This is a genomic window from Glutamicibacter sp. MOO4 (genome assembly GCF_056934395.1).
On sequence record NZ_CM167800.1, the window covers coordinates 2,460,448 to 2,483,655 of the forward strand.

Sequence of the window (23,208 nt, forward strand, 5' to 3'; positions counted from 1 at the left end):
CACAGTCTCTATTCGGAGGTATTTTGTCCGCGTTCTGTGATATGAAATTGGTAGGCCAAATTTCAACTCGTTCGACTTTAATGCGACGAGTTTTGCCATTGCTTGATCATCATCGCACCACGTCAGGACTTCCATTGGAAAATTTGCAACAACCGGATGAACCAAAGGCGCCTCAAACGCCCTCCATTCCTCCGCCACCACCGCTGGCACCAGCCGGACAAAATCCGCAGGTAAAAAAGGTTATTGACGCGCTAGTGGACCTCAAGTCCAAAGCTAGCCTTCAATTGCTCGCAATTCAGGCCGGCGCTATTGCGGTTATCGCTATCGTACTTGCCCTTTGTTACCTTATTCCGTTGGCATCCGCGGCTAAGGAATCAGGGGCTAGCGATTACTCTGACTACTCAGACGCAGGGTTAGCCTCGCAACTCAACTCATTCAAAGCCTTCATCTTGCTATTTAGCACCATGCTCGGCGGTGGCCTGAAGATTTCGGGCAACGGTGGTGGCTTCGGCATGTCCGGAGAAGCGCACCTAGCGCTCTCGCTTGTCTCGATCACTGCGATTCTCGCAATCTGCATTGCAAACTACCTGGTAGTTCGCAAACTCAAGCGAGGCGTTCCTGCCGGTGGTTGGAAGAGCGCCGCTCTGAATTCGGGACTGCACGCACTGGTTCTTGCACTGGTCTTCTTGATCATTTCGCTCTTTGGCAAGCTCAGTATGGAAGCCATGGAATTCGTGAGTGCAACGATTTCGCCGCGGTACGCTGGCGTCTTCTTCACTGTTCTGCTCACTGTATTCTTCTCACAGTTCATTGCCACTGCCCCAGCTCGATCCAGCGCTGAAACTCCGCTGATGAACGGTGTACGTGAGGCAATTACTCTTGTTGTTGCTGTCTTGACGGTCTTTGCCGTAGTCGGCGTCATCATCGTATTGGTCAACAAGAGCGAAGACATGCCGTGGAGCATGACTCTGATGTTGCTTCCTTTGCTTGGAACCCTAGGCGCCTACCTTGGTGCTTTGGGCTTCCTCGGTGCGGTGGCTCCAAACATTTCTGGTGCCGCTTCGACCCTGGAAAACTTCACCGGAGATTCCATCCCAACCTCCGCGTACCGGATCTGGGACTTCGCCGACGGTAAGGGCGCTTGGCTGATTGTCCTTACTGTTCTCTTGGTTGTTGCCGTGGCGATTCGAGTCGGCATTCACCGCACCCGTACCAGTGGAATCAACTGGCAGCGGGTATGGCAGCTACCGGTTGTCACACTCGTCCTATGGATGATTCTCGCGTGGCTAACCAGCCTTTCCTTGGGCGGCAAGATCAGCGCTGGCGAACTGGGCAACATGAACGCAGATGTCTCCTTCGGCATCACTTGGTATTCCGTGATTTTCCTAGCCATCGGTGCAGCTATCGTCTCGGTGCTCGCCGAACTTCTGCCGCTTCAGGTCTACCGCTACTTCCCAGCGCTACTCGGCGTTCTGGGTGGTAAAGCTGCTACGGAACGCTGGATCTCCGGACAGTCACAGGCTCCAGTCGCGACGGCACCTGCAGCACCAGCAGCCTCAGTAGCACCAGCGCCAGCTACTCCGACCACCACCATGCCGGTCACCACCACCGAACCGGCCACAACTTCGTTTGCCGCAGCACCAGCTGCGAGCGCCAACACCGCACCGGTCTCCCCTGTAGGCCCAGCGCCTGCACTTCAGCCAGCCTCCGCAGCTTCCAAGACGAAGGCAAAAGCTGTTGGATTTGGCGTACTCGGTTTGGCGGTCCTTGTAGGTCTCGGCATTGGTGCCGTGACCTACCTGAATTCTCAGCGAAAACCAGAGGCACAGGTTGAGCAGTATCTGTCCCTGCTGGCTGATGGAAAAGCAGACAAGGCCGGGGAAATGGTTGACCCGGGCATTGATAATGCTTCCCGCGTTCTGCTCACCGATGACGCAATGGCTGGGGCCGAGCAGCGTTTGGAGGTTGTCGATGTTAAACGTGAGTCCAAGGACGACAGTTCAGCAACTATCCGCGCGACCTACGCCATTAACGGTGAACAGCATGAAAAAGTCTTTAGCGTAGACCGCGGGGACAAAGAGTTCGGGCTGCTTGATACCTGGGAACTGAACGAACCGCTACTGGTGCCAGTAAAAATCAGTTCGGGTCTAGTCTCGGATGTCACCGTTGGCAAGGAACAGGTTCACCTTGGTGAGGGCGAATCGTTCTTTGATGAAACTTCCTCCTCCTACAGCGGTGACTACTACGTTTACCCTGGCATCTACAACGTCACGGCTCCAAGCACTGAATACCAAGAAACTGATGTTCAGCAATTGCGCGCAAATCACCCAGATGATCTGGAAGCCGCCGTTACTCTGAGCACCGTGGCCACGGCAAAGGTTGATCAACTTGTGCTGGAGAAGGTACGAGCGTTTTCTACCGCTTGTGTCACCGCACCGACCAATCTCGATGAGGGCTGCCCTTATGAGTTGCAGGCCAAAGATCTAGAGTCCTTCTCGGTGAAGAAACAGGCCGAGCAAGTAGCGCTTGAAGGAATGGATACCTTCGAAAGCTCGCCTGTCACGTTCAAATACAAGCAAACGGACAAAGAGTACATCGACTACGACGAGGAAGAAATCGAACGGAGCTTCACGGGCAACATCGATTGGAGCACCGGACAACCGGTTGTTACCGTCACCGATTCATCTTGGTGGTAAAAACGCCTAGCAAATAAGTCCGCGGGTTGGTCTCTTGACCAGCCCGCGGACCTATTTAGTGCAGTCGCTTTTAGTGGCTCAGTGGTTCTCGGGACACGTAGTTGTTCAGCAACCGCGCATCTAGTTCGCGATAGGTTCCGTTGGCTACCCGCGGATCAGATTCACCGGTCAGTGCGCTAAGTACAGAGCTGATCAGTGCTCCATGGCTGACTACCAAAACATTTTCGCCTGCGTGCTGCTGGCAAATCTTGAACAAGGCGTTGACCGCTCGCTCCACAAGATGTTTCTCCGTTTCGCCGGAACCAATGTGTAGCTGTCGCTGCTCATCAGCAGGGTGGCCAACAAGCTTGCCTTCCCAGTCGCCAAAGTCTTGTTCCATGAGTTCAGGGTTTTCGTACAGGGCACGGGTGCCGATTCCCTTGGAAATAATCTGTGCAGTTTGTAATGCCCGGAAGAGCGGGGATGAATACACGGCGGCCCACGGACCCTGTACGGCAAATTCCTGAGCCAGCTGCTGGGCTTGGCGTACGCCGGTTTCGTTCATTGGCAAGTCGCTTCGTCCATGAAGTCGGCCTGCTTTGTTCCATTCGGTCTGTCCGTGGCGGATCAATACAATTTTCTGTTCGCTCATCGTCTTCTTCTTTCTGGCGTGCACCGCTAGTTTTCTTTCCTGCGGTGCGAAGTTCTCTGTGGATCAGTCAGTGTTCTCGTAAATACTGACTGGAGCGGGTAAGGCCACGTCCCGTGGCATACCGGTGAACTGATCGCTTGAAGCACCGGACCAGTTCACTGTGTTCAGTCCCAATTGCAGGAGCGCAAATTTCGCTCCGGATTCTTCCAAAACTTCATCTGAAGCAAATGGATTCATGTTGTAGGAGACAGCCGGCGCCATGAATACCGGAGTATTTAGTAGCTGACTGCTTGCGGCCTGGTGGTAGTGCCCGCACAAGATGGCTCTGATGTCACTGCCCGCAATGACCGCGGCCAATGCCATGGGATCTTTGAGTCCTCGGCCGGCTCTAAACTCGCTGGTTGCTTCCACCGGGGGATGGTGAATCAGTAGGAGCGAACCGCGCGGAGCTGGAACCGTCAGCAACGATTCGAGCCATTGCAGCTGGGCGCGATCCAGCTCTCCTTGCCTTTGCTGGTACCCACCACTGTCTAGACCAATAATTCTTAGGCCCATAACCTCGTGCACGGTATTGGCCGGGTGAGGTCCAGTTGAAAGTCTTCGGGTATTAAATTCAGCTCCAACACTTCGTGCTGGATCGTGGTTGCCTGGAATGCTGATCACCGGACAACCCAGTTCCTCTTGGAACTCGTTGAACAGTTTGGCTGCCCGAGAGTGAATTGGCGCTCCGCGGTCCGCAATATCCCCGGTGAGGACAATCGCGTCGGGCGAGAACGCATGTGCTGCTTCTAGCGCAAGTTCAATTTGCTGCCACGAATCGATGGTCTCGCGGAGCAATTGCCCGTCGCGGCAGAGGTGAGTGTCGCTCAGATGAATAACTGTCAGTGGCTTCATCATTCCCTCCCCGCGTCGTGCTGCTGTTCATTCCATTGAACTGTTCTGTTCTAAAGAAGAGATGAACAAGGAACTGACGCGATGTGAAGTCCTAACAAATCCCAGCTTCTCGATAACCGAACGAATTAGGACAAAATACACGGATGTATCCAGCAATACATGCATTCTGAGGTACATGAACAGCGAGTAGCACATTAAACGACTAACCTTAGAAGAGCAGATTTGAATCCACCGAGGAGCTATATCCATGACCGGCAGCAAAGTCGTCGCCTTTGGCCATTTCCAGCCAGAGCGCATCGTCCCTAACACCGAGCTGGAAAAGTTGGTGGAAACCAGCGACGAGTGGATCACTCGTCGCGTTGGCATTGAAGAACGTCGTTGGGGCACCGGAGTAGAAACCGTAGACTCCATGGCTATCAAGGCCGCCGAGATGGCATTGGGCAACGCCACCGATATCACCGCTGCTGATATCGACATGGTTATTGTCGCCACCTGCACCGCCACCGACCGCTCGCCTAATATGGCAGCTCGTGTGGCCAACGCATTGGGCATGGACCAGGGTCCAGCCGCACTGGACGTCAACGTCGCTTGTGCAGGCTTTGCCCACGCAGTTGGTCTAGCCCAGGGCGCCATTGCTTCAGGCTCAGCCACCAAGGCATTGGTTATCGGTTCGGAAATGCTGACCGATTACACCGACTTCACCGACCGCACCACCTGCGTTTTGACCGCAGACGGCGCCGGCGCTTTCATCATCACCGCTTCGGAAGACAACGGCATCTCACCAGTTGTTTGGGGCTCGGTTCCTTCCCTGTCGGACGCGGTCCGCATTGAAACCGAAAACAACATGAAGTTCGCGCAGAACGGTCAGAGCGTTTACCGCTGGACCGTCACCCAGCTTCCAAAGATCGCTTCGAAGATCATTGACCGTGCAGGTCTGAAGCCAGAGGAGCTGGACGCTATCGTCCTGCACCAGGCTAACTTGCGCATCATTGAGCCCCTGGCCGAAAAGATTGGTGCTCCGAACGCACGAGTCGCTACCGACGTGGTTCACTCGGGCAATACTTCAGCTGCTTCCATGCCGCTGGCTTTGTCCAAGATGATGGCATCGAATGAGCCATTGGCATCCGGTTCCAAGGTATTGCTCTTCGCTTTTGGTGGCGGACTGGCCTACGCAGGTCAAATCATCACCATCCCGTAAGTAGCTGAAAAAGACTTTTCTTCTATCTACCCAAATCAGGGGCTTGGTTTACGTGCCGTGAACCAAGTCCCTAATTTTGTGCAAAAAATTAGTGACCCAGCGAACTTGACGTTGGGTGGATCACACCGCAGACTGGTAAACGTGAACCTGTCAGACAGCTGGACACCCGGACAACGGCCGATTGAGCGACGCTCTGCTGCCGAAGCCGTATTCCACGCACTCCGCTTGGCCATTGAAGCCCAAGAAATCCCACTTGGCAGCAAGTTGGGCTCAGAAGCCGCCCTTGCTGCCGACTACCAAGTCAGCCGCTCGGTGATTCGCGAAGCCCTTCGCTCCTGCGCAGCCCTTGGACTGACGCGGACCGAAACCGGCCGTGGCACGTTTGTTATTTCGCACCGTCCCACCCGCGAACTCAAGCTGGGCACCTTCTCCTCCGATGACTTATTTGAAGCCCGCCCACATATCGAGATTCCGGCCGCCACGCTCGCCGCAACCCGACGCACTTCCGAAGACCTAGAACGCATCAGCGGGTTGATTGAGCAGATGGATCAGGAAGATGACGCGGCCGCCTGGGTAGAACTAGACGCAGCCTTCCACGCCGCCATCGCCCAAGCCAGCGGCAACTCGGTGTTCACCAAAGTGGTAGCCGATATCCGCGAAGCCATGGCCCGCCAGTCCGAAACCGTGAACCTCGTGGCCGGTCGCCGAGACCCTTCTAAAAACGAGCATCTGGCCATTTTCCGGGCCATCGAAGCCAAAGATCCTGATGGCGCCAACCAAGCCATGAGTGATCACCTTTCCGCAGTACAACACGCAGTGTCCACCATCGTCAGGAGCAATCAGTGAACCCCGCCCCGTCCCAGCCGCAGACCACCCAGCTAGAAAACCCGGTGCTGGCCAAACATGAGCCGTTGGTTGTGGCTACCCGTGGTGATGCGGTCGAATCAATCCACTACGGCTCGGCAGTTCTGCTTGATGCCAACGGTGAGGTCCGCGCCAGCTACGGTGAGCCCCAAGCTGCGTACTACCCACGCTCAGCCCTGAAGCCACTGTTCGCGGTAGGCATGCTGCGTGCCGGTCTTGAACTTGATGACCAGCAGTTGGCCCTGGCTTCGGCTAGCCACTCCGGTGCACCGATCCACCAGCAGGTGGCCGCTTCCACACTGAAGGCTGTTGGCCTCGACGCTACGGCCTTGGGCAATTCCACCGACTTGCCCTACGGTGTGCCCGAACGCCAAGCCTATGTGGCACAGGGCGGCACCGCTACCCAGCTGGCACAGAACTGCTCGGGCAAGCATGCAGCTCTGGTAGCGCTGAGCGAACTAAAGGGTTGGGATACCGCCAACTACCTGCACGATGAGCGTTTGCTACAGATGCTGCAGGACACCGTTGAAGAGCTCACCGGTGAAAAGATCAGCGGGGTGAGCACCGATGGTTGCGGCACCCCGGTGTACCTGATCAGCCTTGTTGGTTTGGCCCGCGGTTTTGCTCGCCTGGCATCTGCCAAGGCCGGCACCCCCGAGGCCCGCGTGGCCAAAGCGATGTCCACCCACCCAGAATTGGTGGCCGGTGAGGGCCGCGATGTCACCGCCCTCATGCGTGCACTTCCCAGGGCCGTAGCCAAAGACGGCTTCGAAGGCATCCAGGCGGTCGCACTACCCGATGGCACCGCGCTGGCAGTAAAAATCGCCGACGGCGGGGACCGTGCACGCATGCCGATCACCATCAAGCTACTCACCGAGTTCCTCGGCGAAGCAGCACCCGCGGCCCTGGCCGAACTGGCCACCAGCCCAGCACTTGGTGGCGGTGCACCCGTCGGGGTGCTCAAGGCTCTCTAGATTTCTCTTTTTCTCACACAACTACATTTTTGGAGATACATTCACCATGTCTGAAACCTTGCTCAGCGACGAAACGCGTAGCGAGCATGATCTGATTGGCGACCTCGACATTCCCGTGGAGGCCTACTGGGGCGTGCATACCCTGCGCGCCAAGCAGAACTTCAACATCACCGGTACTGACCTTTCTGGCAACCCGCACCTGATCCGCGCACTGGCGCGCGTGAAGCAGGCTGCAGCGCGCACCAACCACGAGTTGGGATTGCTGGATGCAGAACGTGCCCGTGCCATCGATCAGGCCTGCGAGTCCATCGCTCATGGTTCGCTGCATGGCCAGTTCATCATTGACCCCATCCAGGGTGGTGCCGGCACCAGCACCAACATGAATGCCAACGAGGTGATCGCCAACCTGGCGCTGGAAATCTTGGGCCACCAAAAGGGTGACTACCAGTTCCTGCACCCGAACGATCATGTGAACCTCTCGCAGTCCACCAATGACGCGTACCCCACCGCGGTGAACATCGCCACCCACTTTGCTACCCAGCCGCTGCTGGCAGCGATGCAGGTGCTCGAAGATTCGTGCAACGCCAAGGCCGCGGAATTCCGCACCGTGGTCAAGATGGGCCGCACCCAGCTTCAGGACGCTGTGCCAATGACCGTGGGCCAAGAGTTCCACGGTTGGGCCGTCACCCTGGGTGAAGACCGGGCACGACTAGCTGAGTCACTGTCGCTCGTGACCGAAATCAACTTGGGCGCTACCGCCATCGGTACCGGTCTGAACGCACCGGCCGGTTACGCCGAAGCCGTCTGCCGTCACTTGCGTGAACTGACCGGTCTGCCGCTGACCACCAGCCCTGACCTAATCGAAGCCACCAGCGATGTGGGCGCCTTTGTGCACCTGTCCGGTGTGCTTAAGCGTGTGGCGTTGAAGATCTCCAAGATCTGCAACGACCTGCGTCTACTTTCTTCCGGTCCGCGCGCTGGCCTGAACGACATCCAGCTGCCAGCGGTGCAGTCCGGCTCCTCGATCATGCCCGGCAAGGTCAACCCAGTGATCCCTGAGGTTGTTAACCAGATCGCTTACCAGGTGGTCGGTCATGACTTGACCGTCACCATGGCGGCCGAAGGTGGTCAGCTACAGCTGAACGCCTTTGAACCAGTGATCACACATTCCATCGGACTTTCACTTAAGCACCTGACCAATGGTTGCTTAACCCTAGCCGAGAAATGCATCGACGGCATCACCGTTGATGAGCAAGCGTTGCGCCGTGAGGTGGAGAACTCCATCGGTCTGGTGACCGCGCTGAACCCACGCCTCGGCTATGCCGCATCCACTTCGGTGGCTCTGGAGGCATTGGCTACCGGACGTGGCGTGGCAGAGTTAGTACTCGAACGCGGGTTGCTTTCTGCACAAGACCTCAATGAGTTGCTCTCCCCTGAGCGCCTCGCAAACCTCTCCGACTAATTTCAAGGATCCTCATGGACTCATCTACCCCGCACGCCACAGCGCCGCACGTGCCTGATGCCGCGCTCACCGCTGGCGATAATGATTACCACAAGGGCTTGTCCTCGCGACAGATGCAGATGATCGCCATGGGCGGCGCCATCGGAACTGGCCTGTTCATGGGTGCCGGTGGCCGACTGGCCGATGCCGGCCCGGGCATCGTGGTCAGCTACGCAGTCTGCGGCTTTTTTGCCTTCCTGATTCTGCGTGCGCTGGGCGAACTGGTCATGCACCGACCATCCACCGGCTCCTTTGTTTCCTATGCTCGTGAGTTCTACGGCGAGAAGGCTGCCTTTGCCACCGGTTGGTTGTACTGGCTGAACTGGGTGATGACCGCGATTGTCGACATCACCGCGGTCGCCTTGTATATGGGCTTCTTCGGCAAGTACGTCGCCTGGATCGGCGCGGTGCCACAGTGGGTTTGGGCGCTGGCAGCGCTGGCCGTGGTGCTGGCTCTGAACCTGATTTCGGTCAAGGCCTTTGGCGAGATGGAATTCTGGTTTGCGCTGATCAAGGTCATCGCACTGGTGGCCTTCTTGATCATCGGTTGCTACTTTGTCATCTTCGGTACCCCGGTTGAGGGCCAAGAAGTTGGCTTCTCACTGATCACCGGCAACGGTGGCATCTTGCCTAACGGCTTTATGCCGGTGCTGGTTCTGATGCAGGGCGTGGTCTTCTCCTACGCTTCGATCGAGCTGATTGGTACCGCAGCCGGTGAGGCAAAGAACCCCGAGAAGGTTATGCCTAAGGCCATCAACACCGTGATCATCCGTATAGCTGTGTTCTACATTGGCTCGCTGGTTCTGCTTTCGCTGTTGCTTCCTTACTCCGCTTACAGCTCCGGAGAGTCACCATTTGTAACCTTCTTTGGTTCCATTGGCGTCAAGGGCATGGACGTCATCATGAACCTCGTGGTGCTCACCGCAGCGCTGTCCTCATTGAACGCTGGCCTGTACTCCACCGGTCGCATCATGCGCTCCATGTCGCTAAACGGTTCGGCACCAAAGTTCGCAGGCCGCATGAACAAAGCTGGCGTTCCATACGGTGGCATCGTGATTACCGCGGTAGTTGCTGTGCTCGGCGTTATCCTCAACGCTATTGTTCCGGCTGCGGCGTTTGAGATCGTCTTGAACTTTGCTGCCATTGGCATCATCGCCTCGTGGGGCATGATCGTGCTGTGCCAGATGGCCCTGGTGAAGTCCGTCAAGCGTGGTGAGCAAGATCGACCAAGCTTCCGCATGCCTTGGGCACCGGTGTCCGGTTGGGTCACGCTGGCCTTCTTGGTGATGGTGCTGGTCATGATGGCCTTCGATAACCCGGTAGGCACCTGGACCGTCGCCTCACTGGTCATCATCATTCCGATGATCATCGGTGGCTGGTACCTGTGCCGCGGCCGTATCAACGAGCTGGCACAGGCTCGCATGAACGCCAAAGCGCCGGCGAACGAGGTCTAAGCGACTTCGCTTTTACCGCGTAAACTGCGGCCCGGGAAACACAGCTTCAAGCTGATTTCCCGGGCCGCTGTTTTGTTTTGAAAGACCCGCCAAGGTACTGACTCCGATAATTGCTGGTCTTGTTTTAAGCGTTGAATCCCGCGACGCATAACCCCGACTTACTGGTGCAATCGGCACAAGATGATGTTGCGCTTTGCGAAGCTATTCGAAGCGCCGCTGGTCCTCAGAGTGTTCATCGCAAGTCCAGATTTTCTTGGAACCGCTGGTCTACCAGAAGCTAGTTCGCTCCACCTGTCTGACAAGGTCACTTGGCAGGGAAAAATTCGCTGGCTACCTATCGAAGAAGGCTGGCGTCTCTTCGTCGAAAACTTCGCCAACCTTCTTCAACAGAACCTATTGCGTGGTCCTACTCCTGGCGCTGTGAATCGCGGTCCAGATGAGACGTTTCTCGAGCTGAAAAACCCACCAAAAATTGTCGAACCAAAAAGACAACGAACGTCACGATAGCAATAGCGATTATTGCAACGACAATCTGCCACGGTTGCATTTCAAATACTCTCTTTCAATATGCTTCGATCATGAACCGAACGATGAGGTGGAGCCACCACCAGTATTGACGTTTAGGATCACTCCTCCATCGCGACTAGTTGGTATTCCTGCAATTTTCACGGTTTGTCGGGCCTTCAACTGAGCTTTGGCCGTCTGACTTGAGTATGCAGAGCGCTTGATGTAGCTCAACGAGCCTTTTCCCATCCCGATTCCGCCTGTTTTGGGGTTGCTAATACTTTTGATGTAATGACCATTGCTCAGACTATAACGGAAGCTGGCCGTAAAACCTGCTGACCAAGTTACTGCTTGGTGCCACACCTGGCAACTGCTTTTATGCGTCATACCTACTTCGTACTTGGTTGTGCATCCCTTGACGCTAGCAGGCAATGCTAGCGGGAAACCACCCGTTGAAGCAGCGGCAGACTTGTCAGGAAATACGGTTTCACTGATCGCCGAACCATCCTCCCAAGATTTGGTAACGGTTTGCGAACCATCAGGATTTAATGCCTTGGTGACCTTCACAGGCGATTTCATCGTCTCAGAATCCAATTTTCTTCCTGATGAAATTTTTTCGAGAAGAGCACTTTGTTTAGCAACAGGGATATTCAGCTTTTCGAATGATTTCTCGATATATTCTAGGTCGTCCGCGCCCAAGAGCGATTCCGCATCAGAGATCCTTGTCTGCGATGACTGGACTGTTGAGGTGGCTGCGTAGGCCGGTGACATGCTGACAGCGAGACCCGCTGTTAATGCGCAACTAGCAACGGCAACTGACACTTTTTTGACTGCAATTCTCACTTATCCTCCAACTAGATTTTCTGGATACTGTAAAAATTACCGGCGGACAGCCTGGTTCCATCTGTACAAAAGTACAGAAGCCGAGAAGTTCTTAACTGTAGGTTCCTGGCCACAGGTTCTGGACAGAAATCGGGAGGTCAAGATCATTTACTCAACAACATCGGGGCAAGGCGTGGGTTACGTGAATCGTCCAGAAATCCTTCGCCTCAATCGGCTGGCACATTATCGGTTTAGCGTAACTTTGCCCCGACAGTAGTTTCGGGCTCTTATCAGTGGCAAGATGAGTGAGGTGGAACACTCTAAGCATTCATTTCATAATTTAGACAGCTACATCGGACTAGCCCGCGTCGGCGGATTGACGCTCTCCCCCGACGGAACACAATTGGTCACCACCATGAGCACCCTGTCCGAGGATGAAACTAGCTACGACAGTGCACTGTGGTCTATCGACCCCAAAGGACAGTTGCCAGCGCGCCGGCTCACCTTCGGCGAACACGGCGAATTCCAACCTCAGTTCACCGCTAACGGCGACCTACTATTCGTGGCCAAACGTTCCAGCAAGGACGACGCCAAACCTGAAGGATGGCTACTACCAGCGGCAGGTGGTGAAGCCCGTCCGGCCATTTCTCACCCGGCCGGCGTGCAATCACTAAGCGTCTGCAGTAAGTCACCGCAAACCATTGTGTTAAAAAGCAGCGGCCACAGCCGCGCCAAAGACCTTGAAGCCGAAGAAAAACTGCGCACGGACCGCAAAGACAAAAAGGTCTCCGCCATTTTGCACACCGGATACCCGGTGCGTTATTGGGACCATGATCTGGGTCCAGCAACTGCCCACTTCTATTCGGGCAACCTTCCTGAAGTCCAAGATTCTAAGCGCGCAGAACTCACCGATCTGACACCAGGCATCGGTGCCAACCTGCAAGAAACAGCCTTCGATGTTGCCTCGAACGGTGATTTTTTGATCACCGAATGGCAAGTTCCTGAAGGTCGAGCTTCCAGCGCACCGGGTCTGATGCGTATCGATCTACATACCGGCGCACAAGAAATGTTGTTGAGCCCGGATGACACCTACGAATACACCATTGGCAAGATCAGCCCAGACTCCAAGGAGCTGGCCTACGCACGCTGGCACCGTTCCACTGCGCAGACCGCCCCGGTCTTCGAACTGTGGCTGATGCATTTGGCCGATGGTTCAACCCACCAGATCGCCGATGGCTGGGACCGCTGGGTCAACGACATACAGTGGGTGCCCAATGGGCGTTCGCTGCTGCTCACCGCGGATGACAACGGGCACAGCCCGATCTTCCACCTGAGCCTGTACAACGACAAGATCACCCGGCTCACCGATGACGGCAGCTTCACCGACGTCACCATCAGCAGCGATTCACGCACCGCCTACGCGCTGCGTTCCAGCTACCTCTACCCGGCAGAGCCGGTGGCCGTGGACCTGACCCACGTCCACGAGCTCGAAGCCGGCGACTTCGCCGAAGCCACGCTACTGATCTCCCCCGCCGAGCGCCCCGCGCTTCCCGGCACTCTGACCGAGGTCAGCACCACGGCCGAGGATGGTTCCACCGTCCGCGCCTGGCTGGCCCTGCCGGAGACGGCCTCGGCGCAGAACAAGGCGCCACTGCTGCTCTGGATCCACGGCGGTCCGCTGGGTTCGTGGAATGCTTGGAGCTGGCGTTGGAGCCCCTGGTTGCTGGTGGCCCAAGGCTACGCGGTATTGCTGCCGGACCCCGCCCTGTCCACCGGCTACGGCCAGGACTTCATCCAGCGCGGCTGGGGCCGCTGGGGCCAGGAGCCCTTCACGGATCTCATGGCCATCACCGATGCGACCGAAGCCCGCGAGGATATCGACGAAACGCGCACCGCCGCAATGGGCGGTTCCTTCGGCGGCTACATGGCCAACTGGGTGGCCGGGCATACCGACCGCTTCAAGGCCATCGTCACCCACGCCAGCCTGTGGGCTTTGGAAGGTTTTGGCAAGACCACCGATGCGGCGTTCTACTGGACTCGCGAGATGAGCCCACAAATGCGCGAGCAGAATTCCCCGCATCATTCGGTAGGAAATATTGTCACCCCAATGCTGGTCATTCATGGAGACAAGGACTACCGCGTTCCGATCGGCGAAGGACTTCGTCTTTGGTACGAACTTCTTGCTGACTCAGGCTTGCCACAAAAGGAAGATGGCAGTACCGAGCACCAGTTCTTGTACTTCCCGGATGAGAACCACTGGATCCTTACTCCGCAGCACGCCAAGATCTGGTACCAAGTGGTCACCGAATTCTTATCCCAGAAGGTCTTGGGAAATGAGCCAAGCGAACTACCTGAGCTTCTAGGCTAGTTAGTTCCCGAGTTCTCTAGCTACTTGCCGGGGTGGCAGTTATGGCTGCCCCGGCAACACTACTTGCCCAGGCGTATCTCCACCGGCGCCGCGGCTGGCTACCACCAGTTCACGCGCCCGCTTGGCAACATCAGCATCTCGCTCATCGAGCAAAGCCACGAGACGTTCTAGGTGTGTGGTTCGAGCCGCGAAGCCCGAGCCCATCCGTTGGGACAGGCTCATTGATGAGAGTTCTTCAGCTTCTCTCCATGCCATCATCAAGGCGCGTTCAGAGAGTCGTTGCCCAGCTTCGTCGGCACGGCTGGAAGTTGTAGCTCCTAGGACTGCCACTGCATTGATCTGTGAATCCTCCAGCCCCAGTGCCAGATGTTCCAGGCGCTTTCGAGTCTTTTCCAGCGAACGGGAGCCACGAGTGAATCGGGTGAACTGACCACTGGCGCCGAGGATGAATTGGATCAGCTGGAAAAGGTTGAGCACGGTGAAGAACAGCATGAAAGTCAGAATCCAGAACAGTAAAGCTACGCTGAAATCGGGTTTTTCGTATTCTGCTCGTTCCAGCACCCTGGCGAAGTCCCCGGCTTCATTTGAAACCTCCATGGACGGATATCTAGATTCGGTGATACTTCCGAAATCCCACGCGGTGGTTGAGCCCCACGATGCGTTTCCGCTGAGCACCGTGCCAGAGATCAGCCCTGGCACGATCCCTCGACCTTTGTCCGTAATCAACAAGGGAATGATCGTTAGGCCTTCGGGCAACTCTTTACTTTGTGAATCCGCACGATCCTGATATTCGTTCCTGATTCGCCAAATAGCTGAACGCACACTTTCAGCCGTTGACTCTCTGTATTCTGAACCTTCGATCGATTGTATTTTCAGGTAGGACTCTGCATCACGGACAGCAACCAACAGGTGCTGTTCCTGATCAAAGTCTTCCTCCATGTACCGTCGAATTTCGGCTTCATCGACTAGTCCTGCTTTGTCATCAATCTCTAAGACCATGCCCCGGCCAGTACCGTCATAGTTGCTCTGAGGTTTTTTGCTCACCTGATAGGTAATGATTCCGGCTGCTATCAAAGAACCGCAGAACAGTATTGATAACCATGCAACGATCTTGATGGTGCGGGCTTTGCTTGGTTCTTCGCCTCGACTAGCTCGTGCGCTGATCTGCCCGGCCACTTTCCTCAGCCAACCAGCCGATGAATCCTGAGCCGGTTGAGAAGCCTGATCCGTACTCAGGGTGTCTCCGAGAATGGCTCTGGCTAAGGAGTTTGCGGTCTTCAGCTGGTTCAGCGCTCCGTTGGCGGAAACCGGCGGCAGGCCCAAGGTGGAACGCAACTGATTGTGTTCAGCACTAACTTCTTGAACCGCAGGGCGCGTGCCGTGAGGATAGCGCCGTAGACGCCGAATAATCTGACTGGTGTGCCGGGCCAGATTCTTCTCCGCCGCAGACCAGGCCTTGACGGCGTCGCTCTGCGGTGAGTCCTTTTGGGCTGCATCGAGAAGTGCACCTAACGAGTCACGTAATCCTTGAAGATCCTCGCCAGAGATCATCTTGCCCGGTGCATCTTCGAGTCTGATGAGAAGTTCGGTGGCCGCATCATTGATCGGAGTGCTCAGCTTGTCCATGGTGGATCCGGTGCCGGCCAACTTCGCATGCACCGAGCCGGCACCCATGAGACTATCCGCCAAGGCCGTCAGCTTGCGTGCCATCGCTTCGAAAGCAGTTAGCTCGTCACCGGTCTTTTGACTCAGCGATGTCTGGCGGTCATACACAGCTATAACCAGCGGGTCTTCACCACGTGCTGCGCTAAGAGACATTTCTTGTAGCTGTTCCCAGGCTTCGGTGAAACCTTTCGGGCGACGAGATTCTTCAGCAGCTACATAGGTTGCTTCCAAGGCTTCAAGGTCCAAAACCACGCGGGCCAATTTTCGCTGCGCCACGGTCAACCGACGACGGCGTGATTCCCAGCGAGATCGGAAACGCAGTGCTGTCACTAGAAATGCAGCGGTCACCATGGCGCTCAAGCCCACTAAAGAAAACCAGAAAATCGGTGAGCTTGTCTGCGAATCATCTAGTAACACTGCTGCTGTGTCTGCCGCCGCAATGACAGCCTTTGGACCATGACCGACCGATACGTTGGACTTGAATGCGTCGTGGATGTCATAACGCATGTCTGAGTTTTTATCATCGTTTGGCGCCAGGTCATGAGCTATCCCGACACCGCTGAAACGTTCATCGATCTTGTAGTTCTCGGTCTTCAGATGATCCATTTTCGAGGTAATTAGGACCTGATCGTTAGGGACCATTGCGCGCTGGGTTTCATCTGCAGTAAGCCAGCGATCAACAAGAACTAATTTTAATGGCTTTGATGATCGAACCGGGTGTGCGGCCAGTTGCGCATTAACACGCTGTTGAGTGATGTTGTAGTCATGTTTGCCTTGGATCTCTACCGTCACTTCATAAGGAAGCGGCACGCTCGCCGCGTGCACCGCAACGGCGGCACGCACACCCAACAGTGCGGTTATGAGCGCCATGAAGAGCGAAGCAATCGCGGCCCAATGGACGGGCCGGCGCAGGCGCCGACCCTCAGAATCATGCATCAACCGTGCTCGCATCAGTTGCCCCGGCTTTCCGGTACGAACCTGCGGAGCACTGAAATCGGATCATCATCCTGAACTTCAGAGTTTGTCAGTAGCCCGCGAATTTTCGCAGCCAGCTTGGGTTCTAGTCTCGCTGGCCCGCTAGCCGCCTCATTTAGGCAGGAGGCCAGCACATTTTCGAGTTCATCTCGCAAGACCCAGAAGTCTTGAAGAAGTGGCAATGCCGACTGCGTTGCGGACTTTTCCTTGGTCAGTGCACGAAGTTGTTCTAGCTCATCGGTGTGGGTAACGATGATGGTGCGCGCAGCACGGGAGACCTCTAGCTGGCTTGTTCCAGAACCGTCGAGGAAGGCAACAAGCAGTTCTATTCCTTCTTGATGCTTACTGATAATTTGATTCCAGATAGGCAGCGCTGCCCGCGGCCCACCAGTCAAACTGTTGGACACCTCTACTGCCCGGCTTAGGAGTCTGAGCTCTTCAGCTTTTTGTTCTAGCGCGCGTGCCTGCGTTGGAGATAGCTGCTCTGTTGAGTTCTCATCAGTGTGCACCACACTAGTTCCAGGACCTTCGTGCAACGCTTGCTCTCGCTGTGACTGAACCTCACCGATTGCCCTAGAGCTGCTGAGATTCTGCGTGGTTTCTATTCTTTCCATCTTGGAATCGCGCAGTTTTTTCAGATGTCGCTGGATCGAGTTTTCCCACCGCTCTGAGTCCTTACCGAGTTGTTCGATTGCAACCTGTTGTGCCTTGCGGCGTTTAGATCTCAAGGCAACAAAGACGATGGCTAAGGCAATCACGGCAAGAAAACCCAAGGCGATGCTCAACGAGATCTTCTGATCCAGTGGTGCGTCGAGCTCTTGGGTGGAAGACAGTGCTACCGCACTGATTCCTTCCGTATAGTTTCCGGCGGCAAATTGTTCTTTGCCTGCGTCGACTATTTCTTGTTTGCTTCCGGGATCAACTTCACTTACGTTGCGTCCGGGGTCAACAGATACTTCAACTTCACCTCCGGGCTTTTCCGGAAGCATCACACCGATGACTATCCACCCGGCACCGACGTAGCCCTGCGTTTTGCCATCTTCCAGCCAGTCATCACTGAGCGCGTCGGTGTCGCCAAACAGCAGCATGCCGCGCACCAATTGGCCTGCGCCCTTGAGGTTATTTGGCTTCTGATCCACGCCAAGAAGAATCTTGGCATGCTGGTCATCCACCGCGGCCCGGACCTCGTTCATGATTTTTTCTGAATCAACGTTATCGATGGCCGCATCTGTCACCGCTAGATAGAACTTGCCCTCTTGCGAAGTGACAGTAGGGATCAGAATTGATTCATCGTCTTCTTCTTCATCACTAGGCGAAGCCGAGGGGTAGACGGGCTGCGAAGACTCTGAGCTCGCTGCAGGGACACTGGCTTGAGCAGGAATACCAACTGCCCCGACGCCACCGCCGAGCAAGATGATGGCGCTGCCCAGCCACGCTGAGAAACGAAACGGCAGAGCGGTACGAGTGCGAGTCATGGACTCAACTGTAGCAACAAGAGGTTGATTAACTCGGCGTCATGACAAACCGCCAGATCTAGCGTGGAAGTGGAGTCCAGTTGCGTCCTACTTGACCTAACTTCTCAGGATTGGATACCTGCAAAATTCGTTGAATCACACCTTCAGCGATATCAATGATCACAACGTCTCGTCGGCCTTCCATAGTGAAAAGCAACGCTGGTTCACCGTTGACCTGTCCCGAGAAAATGTTCCGTCCCGGGTTCTTCCGCTCAATACCAATGAGGAAACGAGCAATCCGGCGCGCTCCAAATACTGGGTTAATCGCAGCTCGCACCTTTCCACCGCCATCAGAGTAGAGCGCCGCGTCTTGGGCTAATAGCCTGACTACGCCTTCAGCATCTGTTTGGTGGATCGCTTGAACAATCTGACTGAGCATTGCCGATAGCCCGGTGTCTTCGCGTTCGGGCGCTGGTGATTGACCTAGCTTCTTGGAAGCCCGGCTGAGCATTTGGCGCACCGCGCCCGGACTGGTTTCGAGCACCTCGGCGATGTTCAGGGCCGTATACCCCATGGCGTGGTGCAGCACGTATGCGGCCCTTGATGAAGCAGGGAGCTCTTCGAGTAAATGGAGAACTCCCAGCCTGAGCATTGAATCGTTAATTGCAGCGTCTTCCGGCAGCACTGCCCGATCTATTGGCTCGGGCAACCACGAGCCAACATACTGCGTTCGTTGGTGCTGGGCCGAACGCAGCACGTCGATGGCTCGTCTGGTGGTGAGCGTGGTGAGGAATCCGGGCCAATTGTGCACTTGTGCTGCCGAGGTCGGCGCCATGGTGAACACTTGTTCACCGACGGCACCGACGATGTCTTCGGCTTGGGCCCAGACGCCGAGCATGTTGTAGGCCAGCACGGTCAGCCGAGGCTTCTCAGCCTGCCAGTGCGCAAGTACTGCGTCGGTCTCTGGTTGCTCCACGCGCCCGATCGTATCAGTCATGAAGGCAGCTAGCCGCGTACTGGTGGTTCGATTCGGGTGGTGATGGCAATGCGGTTCCAGACGTTGATCGTGGCAATCGCAAAAATCAAGTTGCCGATTTCTTCTTCACTGAATTCCTCGGCCGCCGCGTTCCACACCTCGTCGCTGACTCCGGTTGACGGGTCTAGCCGGGTCACCTCATCGGTCAAGCGCAGGGCAGCACGTTCGGCATCACTAAATAGTGGTGAATCGTTGTAGGCGGCGACGGCAAAGAGCTTGGCTGCGGAGATGCCTATTTCCAATGCATCATGTGAGTGCATGTCTGTGCAAAAGGAGCAACCGTTAAGGATTGAAGCCCGTAACTTGACCAGTTCGTAGAGGTCTTTAGGCATCGAAGTACTGGCGTAGGACTCTAAACCGAGTACGGCGGCGTAGCCCTTGTTGTGGGTTTTGTTGAGGTTCATGCGCATGGTGCGCCTCCTGGAAATCGACTCTCCGGCAGGTTTCTGCCTTCTATAACTCCGTCGATTCAGAAGCATTAAACGTGACAGCCCCAAGGAAAAACTTTTTGAAAGTTTTCCTTGGGGCTGTTCTGGGCTAACTAGTCCAGCAGCATGGCTGGCTCTTGCAGGATCGATGCGACGTCAGCCATGAAGCGAGCCGACAGGTCACCGTCCACTACACGGTGGTCGAATGAACCACCCAGGGTGGTGATCCAGCGTGGGACCACTTCGCCGTCAACAACCCAAGGCTTTTGGCGGATCGTACCGAAGGCAACGATGGCCACCTCACCCGGGTTGATGATTGGGGTACCGGTGTCGATGCCCAACACACCAATGTTAGTGATGCTCAGCGATCCATCTCGCATATCTTCTGGACGGGTCTTGCCTGCACGAGCGGTTGCAGCCAAATCGTTCAGTGCGATAGCCAGTTCCTTCATGTTCAGGTCCTGGGCATCCTTGATATTTGGAACTAACAGCCCACGTGGGGTTGCCGCAGCAATGCCCAAGTTCATGAAACGCTTCTGGTGAATCTCTGCACCATTTTCGGTCTCAACCCAGCTGGCGTTCACCGAAGGGTTACGTGCTGCAGCCCAAATAACTGCGCGAGCTAGCACCAGCAACGGTGAAACCTTGATGCCTTCAAAGTCGCGAGACTTCTTCAGTCGCTGCACGTATTCCATGGTGCGGCTGGCATCCACGTCAACAAAGATCGATACATGCGGAGCAGTAAAGGCTGAGTCAACCATCGCCTTGGCGGTTGCCTTGCGGACACCGCGCACCGGGGTGCGCTCTACGCGGGCGTCAGCCAACTGGCCGTGAGCCCAGTAGGTTGGTGCTGCTGCGTGCTCGGCCTCGCGCTGAGCCTGGTAGCTGTTTACATCATCGCGGGTGACTTCGCCTTCGGTTCCGGTGCCCACCACATCATTGATGTCAATGTTCAAGTCCTTGGCCAGACGACGCACCGGTGGTTTAGCTAGCACGCGGTCAACAAAGTTGGCCACTGCTGGCTTACGACGGTCTACTTCTCCGCGTACTGCAGTACCCAAGGACTGGGCACGACGCGAGATGGTGTCAGCCAGTGCCGATCCTGATGCGCGGACAGCATTCGAACGCTGTGCAGCGGCCGATGGTGCTGGGCGGCTGGTTCGGGTGCGGCGTACCGACGAATCAGCGGTAGGACCGGAGCCCACCAACGGGCCGGGTTCTTCCGAGGCCTGAGGCGTTTCGGCGCTTTGCACTTCGGCACGTTCTGGAATGCCAGTTGGAGCCGCCGCATTGCCGTCTTGGTCAATGCTGATCAGCGGGTGATCCACCAATACGGTGTCACCCTCAGATGCGTGCAGTTCAGTGACGACACCGGCAAACGGGCACGGCAATTCAACAAGTGACTTTGCGGTTTCAATTTCCACAAAAATCTGGTTGACCTCGACGGTGTCGCCGACCTTGACCTTCCAGGAAGCAATGTCCGCTTCGGTCAGGCCTTCGCCCACATCGGGGAGATTAAAGACTGTCATGTTTACTCCTTGGGTTCCGCTTTAGTAAGCGAAGGACCGGTCGAGGGCTTCAAGCAACTTGTCGATGTCCGGCAGGTATTGGGACTCCACCTTGGAAATTGGATACGGCATGTGGAATCCACCAACACGCAGTACCGGAGCTTCCAATGAAAGGAAAGCACGTTCGGTGATTCGAGCAGCGATTTCGCCACCAATACCGCCGAAGGTCGGAGCCTCGTGGGTGACGATCAGGCGTCCGGTCTTCTGCACCGACTCGGTGATGGTGTCAAAGTCGATCGGTGAAATCGAGCGAAGATCAATGACCTCAATGCTGCGGCCATCTTCCAGCGCAGCGTCCGCGGTAGCCAAGGCAATTGGTACCAGTGGACCGTAAGCCACGATGGTGGCGTCGGTACCTGGGCGAACTACCTGTGCTTTGAATGCATCCAAGGCCGGAGTTTCGGTATCTACTTCACCTTTGAGCCAGTAACGGCGCTTAGGTTCAAAAAAGATCACCGGGTCCTGGCAAGCGGCAGCTTGCTGGATCATCCAGTAGGCGTCGTGTGCGTTGGATGGGGTGATGATGCGTAGGCCTGCGGTGTGGGCAAAGAGCGCTTCCGGGGATTCCGAGTGATGCTCAATGGAACCGATGCCGCCACCGTAAGGAATGCGGATGACGACCGGAGCAGTCAAGCGTCCCTCGGAGCGTGCGTGCATTTTGGCCAGCTGGGTAGTGATCTGGTTAAAGGCAGGGAAAACAAAACCATCAAACTGGATCTCAACAATGGGGCTGAATCCACGAAGGGCCATGCCCACCGCGGTGCCAACAATGCCCGCTTCACCCAGTGGTGAATCGATCACACGATGTGCGCCGTGCTTGGTGATCAGTCCGTCGGTGACACGGTAAACGCCACCAAGACGTCCGATGTCTTCACCCATGAGCAACGACTTGTCATCACTCTCAAGAATCTTGTCCAGGCCGGAGGTAATTGCTTTGGCCAGGGTCATTGTGGTGGTCATTTACTGCTCTCCCTCGGCCGCATCAGCGAATCCTGCTTCATATTCCAAGTGCCAGGCCAGTTCTTCCTGGATCAGTGGATGCGCTTCTGCATAAACCTGTTCAAAGGACTTCGCCAGTGGTGGAACAGGGAAGGCCATGGCGTCTTCACGGACCTTGGCTGCCATTGCGTCTGCGTCGGTGGAAAGCTGTTCAAAGAACGCTTCATCAACGAGGTTGTTTTCGCGTAGGTAGGTTTCGAGTCGAATCAGCGGATCCTTGGGAGCCCACTGCTTTTCCTCTTCGCTCATGCGGTACTTGGTGGGATCATCGGCGGTGGTGTGTGCACCGAGTCGGTAGGTCACCGCTTCGATCAATACCGGTCCCTTGCCACTGCGGGCATGTTCCAGTGCCCAACGAGTTACTGCAAGAACGGCCAAGACGTCGTTGCCGTCAACGCGTACACCAGGCATGCCGTAGCCGATGGCACGGTTGACCAATGGGACCTTGGACTGCACTTCGAATGGCACAGAGATGGCGTACTGGTTGTTCTGGCAGAAGTACACCACTGGGGCGTTGAACGAGTTGGCGAAGACCATGGACTCGTGGGTTTCACCTTCGGTGGATGATCCGTCACCGAAGTACGCTACGACTGCGTTGCCTTCGGCTGCACGGCGCTCTTCGTCCCAGCCATGCTGTTCCATGTTCATCGCCATGGCGTAGCCAGCTGCATGTGGCATCTGTGCGGCAAGGACCATGGTGTACATGTGGAAGTTGTTTTCCCGAGGATCCCAACCGCCACCGGAAATGCCGCGGAAGAGGCGGAGCATCTCCGAGAATGAAACGTCGCGGGTCAGCGCTACACCGTGTTCGCGGTAAGTAGGGAAGATATAGTCGTTCGGCCGGGTGGCACGACCCGAACCGATCTGGGCTGCTTCCTGTCCGCGCAGCGGAACCCAAAGCGCCAGTTGGCCCTGACGCTGCAGCGCCGTGGCTTCTTGGTCAAAACGGCGAGTCATTGCCATGTCGCGGTAGAAACCGCGCAGCATCTGATCGTCAACGTCACCCAGATACGCGTCATACGTTTCGTGGGAGTGACGCTGGCCGTCCGGGGTCAGGATCTGAATTAGATCCGACTCCGTCGCCTCGGTAGCAGCACGCGTCATTTATCTTCCTTTGATCATAAATATGCCCCAGACGGAATACATTCCGCATGGGACATATACGGCTTGTCTAACT

At 56.0% G+C, this 23,208-nt stretch carries 18 protein-coding genes; 8 read left to right on the forward strand and 10 right to left on the reverse strand.

Translation table 11 applies throughout. The features are described from left to right. Positions 1 to 134: 134 nt before the first annotated feature. Positions 135 to 2,696 carry a hypothetical protein gene (locus tag AC1Z3F_RS11530; RefSeq protein ID WP_483565756.1) on the forward strand — a complete coding sequence of 854 codons (2,562 nt, stop codon included), beginning with the start codon at positions 135 to 137 and terminating at the stop codon, positions 2,694 to 2,696. Positions 2,697 to 2,766: 70 nt separating this feature from the next. Here AC1Z3F_RS11530 and AC1Z3F_RS11535 read toward each other — a convergent pair whose 3' ends face one another. Next, positions 2,767 to 3,327, reverse strand: coding sequence for a histidine phosphatase family protein (locus AC1Z3F_RS11535; RefSeq protein WP_262199279.1), 561 nt, complete (start codon positions 3,325 to 3,327; stop codon positions 2,767 to 2,769). A gap of 63 nt (positions 3,328 to 3,390) precedes the next feature. Beyond that, on the reverse strand, positions 3,391 to 4,224 hold the full coding sequence (locus AC1Z3F_RS11540; protein WP_483565757.1) for a metallophosphoesterase family protein: 834 nt from the start codon (positions 4,222 to 4,224) through the stop codon (positions 3,391 to 3,393). A gap of 244 nt (positions 4,225 to 4,468) precedes the next feature. On the opposite strand from AC1Z3F_RS11540, the gene AC1Z3F_RS11545 reads away from it, so the two are divergent. From AC1Z3F_RS11545 to AC1Z3F_RS11570, 6 genes are all read left to right on the forward strand, one after another. After that, the gene (locus tag AC1Z3F_RS11545) at positions 4,469 to 5,419 is read left to right on the forward strand and encodes a beta-ketoacyl-ACP synthase III (RefSeq protein ID WP_131089235.1); all 951 of its coding nucleotides are present in this window, start codon (positions 4,469 to 4,471) and stop codon (positions 5,417 to 5,419) included. Positions 5,420 to 5,560: 141 nt separating this feature from the next. Further along, the gene (locus tag AC1Z3F_RS11550) at positions 5,561 to 6,265 is read left to right on the forward strand and encodes a FadR/GntR family transcriptional regulator (RefSeq protein WP_483565758.1); all 705 of its coding nucleotides are present in this window, start codon (positions 5,561 to 5,563) and stop codon (positions 6,263 to 6,265) included. Then, a complete protein-coding gene (locus AC1Z3F_RS11555; RefSeq protein ID WP_483565759.1) occupies positions 6,262 to 7,257 on the forward strand; it encodes an asparaginase in 996 nt (331 codons plus the stop codon). Before AC1Z3F_RS11550 ends, AC1Z3F_RS11555 begins: the two co-directional genes overlap by 4 nt. Before the next feature lie 46 nt (positions 7,258 to 7,303). Further along, positions 7,304 to 8,719 (forward strand): aspartate ammonia-lyase, encoded by a 1,416-nt coding sequence (locus AC1Z3F_RS11560; RefSeq protein WP_483565760.1) that lies wholly within the window; start codon positions 7,304 to 7,306, stop codon positions 8,717 to 8,719. A 14-nt stretch (positions 8,720 to 8,733) separates the two neighbouring features. Continuing rightward, entirely contained in the window at positions 8,734 to 10,212 is a 1,479-nt protein-coding gene (locus AC1Z3F_RS11565) for an amino acid permease (protein WP_483565761.1), read from the forward strand. 180 nt (positions 10,213 to 10,392) lie between these two features. Further along, positions 10,393 to 10,719, forward strand: coding sequence for a hypothetical protein (locus AC1Z3F_RS11570; RefSeq protein ID WP_444614275.1), 327 nt, complete (start codon positions 10,393 to 10,395; stop codon positions 10,717 to 10,719). Between the two features lie 69 nt (positions 10,720 to 10,788). Here the strand turns inward: AC1Z3F_RS11570 and AC1Z3F_RS11575 are convergent, their stop codons facing one another. Continuing rightward, positions 10,789 to 11,559: a hypothetical protein gene (locus tag AC1Z3F_RS11575; RefSeq protein WP_483565762.1), complete on the reverse strand. Its 771-nt coding sequence runs from the start codon at positions 11,557 to 11,559 to the stop codon at positions 10,789 to 10,791. 280 nt (positions 11,560 to 11,839) lie between these two features. On the opposite strand from AC1Z3F_RS11575, the gene AC1Z3F_RS11580 reads away from it, so the two are divergent. Further along, on the forward strand, positions 11,840 to 13,906 hold the full coding sequence (locus tag AC1Z3F_RS11580) for a S9 family peptidase (protein ID WP_131089240.1): 2,067 nt from the start codon (positions 11,840 to 11,842) through the stop codon (positions 13,904 to 13,906). Between the two features lie 39 nt (positions 13,907 to 13,945). Here AC1Z3F_RS11580 and AC1Z3F_RS11585 read toward each other — a convergent pair whose 3' ends face one another. From AC1Z3F_RS11585 to pdhA, 7 genes are all read right to left on the reverse strand, one after another. Next, positions 13,946 to 16,441 (reverse strand): hypothetical protein, encoded by a 2,496-nt coding sequence (locus AC1Z3F_RS11585; protein WP_483565763.1) that lies wholly within the window; start codon positions 16,439 to 16,441, stop codon positions 13,946 to 13,948. 80 nt (positions 16,442 to 16,521) lie between these two features. Then, positions 16,522 to 18,021, reverse strand: a complete 1,500-nt coding sequence (locus AC1Z3F_RS11590; protein WP_131089242.1) for a hypothetical protein — start codon at positions 18,019 to 18,021, stop codon at positions 16,522 to 16,524. A 58-nt stretch (positions 18,022 to 18,079) separates the two neighbouring features. After that, complete coding sequence (locus tag AC1Z3F_RS11595) at positions 18,080 to 18,997, reverse strand: sigma factor-like helix-turn-helix DNA-binding protein (RefSeq protein WP_131089243.1); 918 nt, start codon at positions 18,995 to 18,997, stop codon at positions 18,080 to 18,082. Between the two features lie 8 nt (positions 18,998 to 19,005). Beyond that, complete coding sequence (locus AC1Z3F_RS11600) at positions 19,006 to 19,440, reverse strand: carboxymuconolactone decarboxylase family protein (protein ID WP_242632495.1); 435 nt, start codon at positions 19,438 to 19,440, stop codon at positions 19,006 to 19,008. Positions 19,441 to 19,577: 137 nt separating this feature from the next. After that, positions 19,578 to 20,993: a dihydrolipoamide acetyltransferase family protein gene (locus AC1Z3F_RS11605; RefSeq protein WP_131089245.1), complete on the reverse strand. Its 1,416-nt coding sequence runs from the start codon at positions 20,991 to 20,993 to the stop codon at positions 19,578 to 19,580. A gap of 21 nt (positions 20,994 to 21,014) precedes the next feature. Next, on the reverse strand, positions 21,015 to 21,992 hold the full coding sequence (locus tag AC1Z3F_RS11610; protein WP_131089246.1) for an alpha-ketoacid dehydrogenase subunit beta: 978 nt from the start codon (positions 21,990 to 21,992) through the stop codon (positions 21,015 to 21,017). Continuing rightward, positions 21,993 to 23,135: a pyruvate dehydrogenase (acetyl-transferring) E1 component subunit alpha gene (gene pdhA / locus AC1Z3F_RS11615; RefSeq protein WP_131089247.1), complete on the reverse strand. Its 1,143-nt coding sequence runs from the start codon at positions 23,133 to 23,135 to the stop codon at positions 21,993 to 21,995. Between the last annotated feature and the right edge of the window lie 73 nt (positions 23,136 to 23,208).

Excerpts from the sequence above, each read along its gene's own strand:
- AC1Z3F_RS11580 (WP_131089240.1), top strand. The coding sequence starts at position 11,840 with ATGAGTGAGGTGGAACACTCTAAGCATTCATTTCATAATTTAGACAGC.
- AC1Z3F_RS11610 (WP_131089246.1), bottom strand. The coding sequence starts at position 21,992 with ATGACCACCACAATGACCCTGGCCAAAGCAATTACCTCCGGCCTGGAC.
- AC1Z3F_RS11585 (WP_483565763.1), bottom strand. The coding sequence starts at position 16,441 with ATGGCGCTCATAACCGCACTGTTGGGTGTGCGTGCCGCCGTTGCGGTG.
- AC1Z3F_RS11595 (WP_131089243.1), bottom strand. The coding sequence starts at position 18,997 with ATGACTGATACGATCGGGCGCGTGGAGCAACCAGAGACCGACGCAGTA.
- AC1Z3F_RS11545 (WP_131089235.1), top strand. The coding sequence starts at position 4,469 with ATGACCGGCAGCAAAGTCGTCGCCTTTGGCCATTTCCAGCCAGAGCGC.
- AC1Z3F_RS11565 (WP_483565761.1), top strand. The coding sequence starts at position 8,734 with ATGGACTCATCTACCCCGCACGCCACAGCGCCGCACGTGCCTGATGCC.
- AC1Z3F_RS11600 (WP_242632495.1), bottom strand. The coding sequence starts at position 19,440 with ATGAACCTCAACAAAACCCACAACAAGGGCTACGCCGCCGTACTCGGT.
- AC1Z3F_RS11570 (WP_444614275.1), top strand. The coding sequence starts at position 10,393 with ATGATGTTGCGCTTTGCGAAGCTATTCGAAGCGCCGCTGGTCCTCAGA.
- AC1Z3F_RS11560 (WP_483565760.1), top strand. The coding sequence starts at position 7,304 with ATGTCTGAAACCTTGCTCAGCGACGAAACGCGTAGCGAGCATGATCTG.
- AC1Z3F_RS11605 (WP_131089245.1), bottom strand. The coding sequence starts at position 20,993 with ATGACAGTCTTTAATCTCCCCGATGTGGGCGAAGGCCTGACCGAAGCG.
- AC1Z3F_RS11590 (WP_131089242.1), bottom strand. The coding sequence starts at position 18,021 with ATGACTCGCACTCGTACCGCTCTGCCGTTTCGTTTCTCAGCGTGGCTG.
- pdhA (WP_131089247.1), bottom strand. The coding sequence starts at position 23,135 with ATGACGCGTGCTGCTACCGAGGCGACGGAGTCGGATCTAATTCAGATC.
- AC1Z3F_RS11540 (WP_483565757.1), bottom strand. The coding sequence starts at position 4,224 with ATGATGAAGCCACTGACAGTTATTCATCTGAGCGACACTCACCTCTGC.
- AC1Z3F_RS11535 (WP_262199279.1), bottom strand. The coding sequence starts at position 3,327 with ATGAGCGAACAGAAAATTGTATTGATCCGCCACGGACAGACCGAATGG.